The sequence below is a fragment of the Streptomyces sp. UH6 genome (genome assembly GCF_013421635.1).
Taxonomy (GTDB): Bacteria; Actinomycetota; Actinomycetes; order Streptomycetales; family Streptomycetaceae; genus Streptomyces; species Streptomyces abyssomicinicus.
In genome coordinates this window covers 1-7330 of the sequence record NZ_JACADT010000219.1, presented here as the reverse complement: position 1 = coordinate 7330, position 7330 = coordinate 1, and the positions used below count along the sequence as shown (strand labels likewise).

General features: G+C 72.3%; 7 protein-coding genes. 5 read left to right on the top strand and 2 right to left on the bottom strand.

Features of this window, described 5'->3' with window-relative positions; all coding sequences use genetic code 11:
* On the bottom strand, positions 1–236 hold a 236-nt coding region (locus tag HW445_RS13405), incomplete at its 3' end, for a hypothetical protein (RefSeq protein ID WP_180221246.1).
* A gap of 163 nt (positions 237–399) precedes the next feature.
* On the opposite strand from HW445_RS13405, the gene HW445_RS13400 reads away from it, so the two are divergent.
* A complete protein-coding gene (locus HW445_RS13400; protein WP_180221251.1) occupies positions 400–1122 on the top strand; it encodes a DUF6227 family protein in 723 nt (240 codons plus the stop codon).
* Positions 1123–1214: 92 nt separating this feature from the next.
* Positions 1215–2012, top strand: coding sequence for a dioxygenase (locus HW445_RS13395; RefSeq protein ID WP_180221250.1), 798 nt, complete (start codon positions 1215–1217; stop codon positions 2010–2012).
* A gap of 91 nt (positions 2013–2103) precedes the next feature.
* Here HW445_RS13395 and HW445_RS13390 read toward each other — a convergent pair whose 3' ends face one another.
* Entirely contained in the window at positions 2104–2613 is a 510-nt protein-coding gene (locus tag HW445_RS13390) for an N-acetyltransferase family protein (RefSeq protein ID WP_308799046.1), read from the bottom strand.
* Positions 2614–2856: 243 nt separating this feature from the next.
* Here HW445_RS13390 and HW445_RS13385 point away from each other — a divergent pair, with 243 nt between their 5' ends.
* The 3 genes from HW445_RS13385 to HW445_RS13375 all read left to right on the top strand — a co-directional run bounded on the left by HW445_RS13385 (position 2857) and on the right by HW445_RS13375 (position 7311).
* On the top strand, positions 2857–3858 hold the full coding sequence (locus tag HW445_RS13385; RefSeq protein WP_180221249.1) for an RNA polymerase sigma factor RpoD/SigA: 1002 nt from the start codon (positions 2857–2859) through the stop codon (positions 3856–3858).
* 323 nt (positions 3859–4181) lie between these two features.
* A complete protein-coding gene (locus HW445_RS13380; RefSeq protein ID WP_180221248.1) occupies positions 4182–5495 on the top strand; it encodes a M6 family metalloprotease domain-containing protein in 1314 nt (437 codons plus the stop codon).
* Between the two features lie 214 nt (positions 5496–5709).
* Positions 5710–7311, top strand: coding sequence for an ABC transporter substrate-binding protein (locus tag HW445_RS13375; protein WP_180221247.1), 1602 nt, complete (start codon positions 5710–5712; stop codon positions 7309–7311).
* The last annotated feature ends 19 nt before the right edge of the window (positions 7312–7330 follow it).

Sequence of the window (7330 nt, the reverse complement as noted above, 5' to 3'; positions counted from 1 at the left end):
AGGTCGGCGGCGGCGTCCCCGGTGCGCGGCCCGTCGCCCCAGCCGCGGTCGGTGTCGTCCGCGGACTGCCGGTCCAGCGGGTCGTCGAAGACCAGCGCGGCCTTGGGGACACGCGGCCCGGGCCCGGCAGCGCCGGGCGAAGGGGCCGAGGGAGCCGAGGGCGTCGAACCGGAAACGGGGGTGCCGTCGCGGCCGTCTCGGTCGTCGCGGGCGGCGTCGTCGTGGGAGGAGGACATCCCTCAAGCCTACGACCGGCGTACGCCCCCGGCGGCAGGCAACCCTCGGCACCCCACAGGCGTCTCAACAACCGTACGTTTTCTCGGTTCCCGGACATGATGTCCGACCGAGGGGCTACGGTATGCACCCACAAGGTGACAAGCAGCGACGCTGGGAGCACCCTTGAGCGTTCCGTACGAGACGGCGGCGCATCCGGAGGAACACCTGGACCGGCTCCTCGGCCGCGCCCTGAACTCCTTCGAACTGCCCGACGAGGTCCTGACCCGGCTGGACTCCGCGCTGGCATACGACGGCTCGCTGCATTCCGCGCACCACAGCGCCGGCCGTCACCGGGAGACCTACCGGCACACCTGGCTGCTCACCGACGGTTCGGTGCTGACGCTGTGGGAGCTGGTCCACAACACGGCACCGGGCGGCCTGGCGCGGCACGAGGTCTACGCCGACGAGGCGGAGCTGTCCGCGGCCACGGCCCGGCTGCCCCTCCCGGCCGACGAGCCCGGCCTGGAGCCGGTGGACACCTTGCGGCTGCCTCCGGTCCGGCTCCCCCCGATGGAGACCGCCGTCCCGCCGTACGCACCGGCCGACTCGGCGGACCACCTCCGGCGCCTGCTGCGCCGGGCGGAGAACCTCGACCGTCCCGGGCCGGAGGACACGGCGGTGCTGCGGACCGCCTACGCGCACGAGATCACCCAGGCGTTCGGCCCGCCGTGCCGGACCGGCACCGGGATGTGCCTCTCGCTCTACGAGCACGTCTTCCTGCTGCCGCACGGGCGCCGGGCCTCCCTGTGGGAGGTCGAGCACACCGCGACACCGGACGGGCGCCACATGTGCGAGGTCTACGTCACGGAGGCGGCGGCCCGGGCGGCGATGGAGCGGCGCGCCTAGGACCGCCGGCCGCGCGAGCGACTTTGATTGAATCCTTAACAAAGCCGCGTTAGGTTTGTCGTTGCGCTTTCAAGCAATGAGGAGCCGCCGCCATGACCACCACAGCCGACGACCGCACCGGCGGCCGGATGCCCGCGCTCTACCTGAGCCACGGCGCGCCTCCGCTGGCCGACGACCCGGTCTGGCCCGGCGAGCTGGCCGCCTGGTCGGCCTCACTGCCCCGGCCGAAGGCCGTCCTGGTCGTCTCCGCCCACTGGGAGGAGGCCCCACTGGCGCTCGCCGCGACCACCACCGTGCCGCTGGTCTACGACTTCTGGGGCTTCCCCGAGCACTACTACCAGGTCCGCTACGAGGCCCCCGGCGCCCCCGAGCTGGCCGAGTCGGTGCGCAAGCTGCTCCGCGCCCCCGGCACCCCGGTGCAGGACGTACCCGACCGGGGCCTGGACCACGGCGCGTACGTGCCGCTGGCCGAGATGTACCCGGATGCGGACATACCGGTGCTCCAGGTCTCCATGCCCACCCTGGATCCGCAGCGGCTGATGGAGATCGGCCGGCGCCTGGCCCCGCTGCGGGACGAGGGCGTGCTGATCCTCGGCTCCGGGTTCTTCACCCACAACCTGGCCGCGCTGCGCCACGCGGGCACCCCGGCCTGGTCCGCCGAGTTCGACGACTGGGGCCGCCGCGCCCTGGACGCCGGTGACGTCGACGCCCTGCTGGACTTCGCCCACGCGGCCCCCGCCGGGCAGCTCGCCCATCCGCGGACGGAGCACTTCGCGCCGCTCTTCGTCACCATGGGCGCCGCCGAGGCCACCGGCGACCTGCACGCCCAGCGTTCCGCCATCGAGGGCTTCTGGATGGGCCTGGCCAAGCGCTCCGTGCAGTTCGGCTGAGCCGGTCCTCCGCGTGGCCTCGCGCGCCCCTGCCGCCCGTGCTGCCCGTGCCGCAGGGCGCCTGCGAGGCGTGGGGCACGAGCGAGGCCCGTCAGAGCCTCTTCTCGAACCAGGCCACGTCCCAGTACCGGCCGAACTTCCGCCCCACCTCGCGCAGCAGCCCGACCTGCTCGAAGCCGAACCGCCGGTGCAGCCGCTCGGAGGGCTCGTTGGGCGGGACGATCGCCGCGTAGGCCCGGTGCACGTCCTCGTCCGCCAGCGCGTCGAACAGCGCCCGGTAGAGCAGCCCGCCCACTCCGCGCCCCGTGGCGTCCGGCGCGAGGTACACCGTGCACTCCACCGAGCTGAGATAGGCGGGCTTGGGCCGGAACCGTCCGGAGGTGGCGTACCCCAGCAGGGTTCCCGTGCCGGCCTCCTCGGCCACCAGCAGCCGGTGCGGGCCCCGCGCGGAATACCCGTCGAGCCAGGCGCGTCTTTCCTCCGGGGGGAAGGGCAACGTGTCGAAGGTGTAAGGCGTCTCACACACGTAGTGGTTGTAGATGTCCGTGAGGCCCGTGAGGTCCTCCTCGGTACCGGGCCTGACCTGCACTTCCTGACCCACCGTGCTCCTCCGTGTCCCCCGCGCGGGCGGGCAGGGTAACGCATCCGGAGCGAACGGGACGGGTGCGGCGGGAATTCTGTCCCGATTCCGGTCGTTGTATCCCACGGATGCCGGGCACCCGGTGACTGTGAGGCCAACACGCTTCCGTGTCACGCCGAGCCCGCCGGGGGTGGCCCACGGCCACCCGGGAGGCCGGCGTCCGAGTACGAAACCGCCCGCCCACGATCGTTAGGGAGCACACGCATGGCAACCCGTGCCGTCGCCCGTCGCAAGTCCGCCACCTCCGGCGGGACGTCCGACGCGGCACGCAGCGTTCGCGCCCATGGCGGCGAGATCGCGGACCGCGACCTGGTCGGCATGTACCTGGACGAGATCGCGCGTACGCCGCTGCTCGACGCCGCGAAGGAGGTCGAGCTGTCCGAGACGATCGAGGCGGGCGTCTACGCCCAGCAGATCCTCGACGGCGAGGCGGAGACCAAGGCGGACGCCACCCGTGAGGAGTTCGAGGCCCTGATCGAAGCGGGTGAGCGGGCCAAGGACGTCTTCATCAGGTCCAATCTGCGTCTGGTGGTGGCGGTCGCCCGCCGCTATCCGCGCAGCGGTCTGCCGCTGCTCGACCTGATCCAGGAGGGGAACGCCGGCTTGGTCCGCGCGGTGGAGAAGTTCGACTACCGCAAGGGCTTCAAGTTCTCCACCTACGCCACCTGGTGGATCCGTCAGGCCATCACCCGCTCGATAGCCGACCAGTCGCGCACCATCCGGCTCCCCGTCCACCTGGTGGAGGAGCTGGGCCGGATCCGTCGTGTGCAGCGCGAGTTCAACCGCGAGAACGGCCGCGACCCGGAGCCCGCGGAGATAGCGCAGGAGCTGGGCGCGACCCCGGAGCGGATCGTCGACGTGCTGGACTGGGCCCGTGACCCGGTCTCGCTGAACATGTCGGTGGACGACGAGGGGGAGACCCAGTTCGGCGACCTCCTCGAGGACACCTCCGCGGTGTCGCCGGAGCAGTCGGTGCTCACCCTGCTGCGCAGTGAGGAACTCGACGGGCTGATCAACCACCTCGACCAGCGCACGGCCTCGATCATCAAGATGCGTTACGGCATCGAGGACGGCCGGGAGCGTACGCTGACGGAGGTGGGCAAGGAACACGGCCTGACCCGCGAGCGGATCCGGCAGATCGAGAAGCACGCTCTGCTGGAGCTGAAGAAGCTGGCGCGCGACACCGGCTTCGACGCCGCGGCGTAACGGCGGAAAACGCCCCCTCCCGGGCGGCGTAGCCCGCCGCAGGCCGGGCACAACAACTGGGCCGGCCCTTCGGGCCGCCCTCCAGAACCGGGCCCCGATGCACTCCCCCCGGCATCGGGTCCCGCCAGCCGGGCCCCGGCGTCCTCCCCCCCCCTGGACGTCCGGGCCCGGCCCTTTTGCGCGCGTTGCGCCTCCCCAAACCTCTTCTCCCCGAAATCCCCCGGCCGGCCTCCCCCAGCGGGCGACGGCCCCCACCGGGGCCCAGGGTGATCGGAAGGGTACGGCCGGTCGCCGGACCGGCCGTGTGGAGTGGGAGGCCGAGCATGCTGCCACGCAGTGCGTACCGCCGCTCCATACCGGGGGACCGGGCAGGAGGCCTGACCCGGTCCCGGCGTATCGCCTCGCTGACCGCCCTGTGCGCGCTGAGTCTGGCCGTGTGCACGTCCGCCGTGAACGAGCAGGCACAGGATCCCACCGCGGCGGGTCCCGTCCCCCCGGCCAGGGCCGCCGTGGGGCTGGCCCCCTGCATGATCAGTGGCGGGCTGGACGCCCAGATGTCGGAGGGCGTTCCCACCCCCTCCGGCTACTCCGCGGCCACCGGCGCCGTCCGGGCGCTGACCCTGATGGTCGACTTTCCCGACGCCCGCGGCGAGGGCGACCCGATGGACCGGTACGGGGAGTTCTTCCCCCAGACCCAGGACTGGTTCCGCACCAGCTCCTACGGCCGGCTCGACTACCGGGCCGACGCGCCGGTGAAACGGTGGCTGCGGATGCCGAAGGAGTTCGCGGAGTACGGGATAGAACGCGGCGCGCCGTTCGACCCGGCGTACCGGGGGCTGGTCGAGGACATCGTCGAGGAGGCCGACCCGGAGGTCGACTTCCGTCAGTACGACCTGCTGAACGTCCTGATCACCCCGAACGCCGGCCCGTCCGCCCTGGACACCGTGCTGTCCGTGACCTTCGCCGCCAACACCGACGCCCCGGTCGCCGACGGGGTGCCCGTCTCGCACACCTCGTTCGTCTACTCGCGCCAGGACGACGGCTCCGGCACCTACGACCGCACCGGCTACCGGGTCCTGCCCCACGAGAACGCGCACGTCTTCGGACTGCCCGACCTCTACACCCAGGACGGCGGCGGGGCGGCCGGCCACTGGGACATCATGAGCGAGGACTGGGGGGTCAACAACGACCTCCTCGGCTGGCACAAGTGGAAGCTGGGCTGGCTCGACTCCGGCCAGATCGCCTGCGCCGCGCGGGCCGGTTCCGCCAGCGACCACGTGCTGACGCCGCTCGCCCGCCCGGGCGGACCCAAGCTCGTGGTGGTGCCGCTGGACGAGGACACCTCCTACGCCGTCGAGGTCCGCACCCAGGAGGGCAACGACGAGCTGGTGTGCCGCCCGGGCGTCCTGGTCTACCGGGTGGAGGCGGGCGTCGAAACCGGACAGGGCCCCATCACCGTCCACGACCACAAGCGCGACAGCGGCGGCTGCACCCACTCCCCCAACGTCCACGCCGAACTCTCCGACGCCACCCTGACCCCGGGCGACACCTTCGCCGACCGTGAGCACGGCATCCAGGTCCGCGTCCTCGGCAAGGGCCCCGGCGAGTCCTACCACCTCCGCGTCACCCGCGACTGAGGCACGAAGCCCCCGCGCGTTCACACCCCGACGGCCTCGACGCCCGGGGCCACGCAGCCCGGAGGCCCGGCGAACCGAGGCCCGGCGAACCGAGGCTCAGAGAACCGAAGCCCGGAGAGGCCGGAGGCGCCCTCCTTATTGCGAGGAACATGCAATAGCATCATCCTCGCAAGGATCAAGGATCAAGGGTCCCCCCACGGAAGGCACTCCTCCCATGCCCCGGGCCATACGTCAGACCGTCGCCCTCACCGCTGCGGCCCTCACCGCGACCGCGTGCTCCGCCCCCGGCGCGGACGACACCGGGGCCGCCGCGTCGGCCGACTCCGTCGTGCTGGGCGTGGCCACCGAGCCGGACACCCTGAGCCCGCTCCTCGGCTACGGCAAGGACGGCAACTCCAAGCTCTTCGACGGCCTCCTCACCCGCGACGCGGACCTGAACCTCGAGCCCGCCCTCGCCGAGGACCTGCCCGAGGTGTCGAAGGACGGCCTCACCTACACCTTCACCCTCCGCGACGGCGTCACCTTCAGCGACGGCGAGCCGCTCACCCCGGCCGACGTGGTCTTCACCTACGAGACCGTCCTCGACGAGAAGACCAACAACCCCAACCGCAGCGAACTCGCCGCCGTGGAGCGGGTGCGCGCCGAGGGGAGCGACCAGGTGGTCTTCACCCTCGCCTACCCCTTCGCCCCGTTCGCCGCCCGCACCGTGCTGCCGATCGTCCCGCAGCACGTCGCCGGCGGGCAGGACCCCAACTCCGGTGCGTTCAACACCTCCCCGGTCGGCACCGGCCCCTACGTACTGGCCGACTGGCGGAAGGGCGAGAAGCTGGTCTTCAAGGCCAACCCCCACTACTGGGGCGGCGAACCGGCCGTGAAGAACGTGACCATGGCGATCGTCCCCGACGACGACGTGCGCGCCACCCGGCTGCGCTCCGGCGACCTGGACGGCGCGATCCTGCCGCCCAACCTGGCCGCCACCTTCGAGGACGAGACGGACCTGACGACCTACCGGGCCACCTCGTACGACTACCGCGCCGTCAGCCTGCCCACCGACGGACCGGTGACCGGCGACGTCGACGTCCGCCGCGCCCTGGACCTGGCGGTGGACCGCGACACGATGGTGGAGAAGGTCCTCGACGGCGCCGGCCGCCCCGCCTACGGCCCGCTGCCCATCGACGACGACTGGTTCGCCGAGGGCACCGAACGCGCCCACGACCCCGCGGCCGCGCGGCGGATCCTCGACCGGGCCGGATGGAAGAAGGGTGCCGACGGCGTCCTCGCCAAGGACGGCCGCCGCGCCGCGTTCACCCTCTACTACCCGGCCGGCGACAAGGTCCGCCAGGACCTCGCCCTGGCCTACGCCGGCGACGCCAAGAAGATCGGCGTCGAGGTGAAGGTCGAGTCCGGCACCTGGGACGTCATCGAGCCGCGGATGGCGAAGGACGCCGTGCTCGCCGGATTCGGCGACGTCGGCGACCCCGACTTCGGCCTCTACCCGCTGCTGCACTCCTCCGAGGCCGGCGACGGCTTCAACAACATGCCGCACTACGACAACCCCGCCGTCGACAAGGCCCTGGACGACGCCCGCCGCACCCGTGACGCGGCGGAGCGCCGGTCCGCCTACGACACGCTCCAGCGGGAACTCGCCGAGAACCCCGGCTACACCTTCCTCACCCACCTGGACCACCTGTACGTCCTCGCCGACCGCTGGAGGACCGCCGGTTCCGACGGCCTGACCACCCAGGTCGAGCCGCACGAGCACGGCTTCGCGGCCGGCCCGTGGTGGAACCTCGAGGACTGGCAGCCCCGGCGATGAGCGCGGCGGCGAGCAGCGC

Excerpts from the sequence above, each read along its gene's own strand:
- HW445_RS13385 (WP_180221249.1), top strand. The coding sequence starts at position 2,857 with ATGGCAACCCGTGCCGTCGCCCGTCGCAAGTCCGCCACCTCCGGCGGG.
- HW445_RS13380 (WP_180221248.1), top strand. The coding sequence starts at position 4,182 with ATGCTGCCACGCAGTGCGTACCGCCGCTCCATACCGGGGGACCGGGCA.
- HW445_RS13395 (WP_180221250.1), top strand. The coding sequence starts at position 1,215 with ATGACCACCACAGCCGACGACCGCACCGGCGGCCGGATGCCCGCGCTC.
- HW445_RS13375 (WP_180221247.1), top strand. The coding sequence starts at position 5,710 with ATGCCCCGGGCCATACGTCAGACCGTCGCCCTCACCGCTGCGGCCCTC.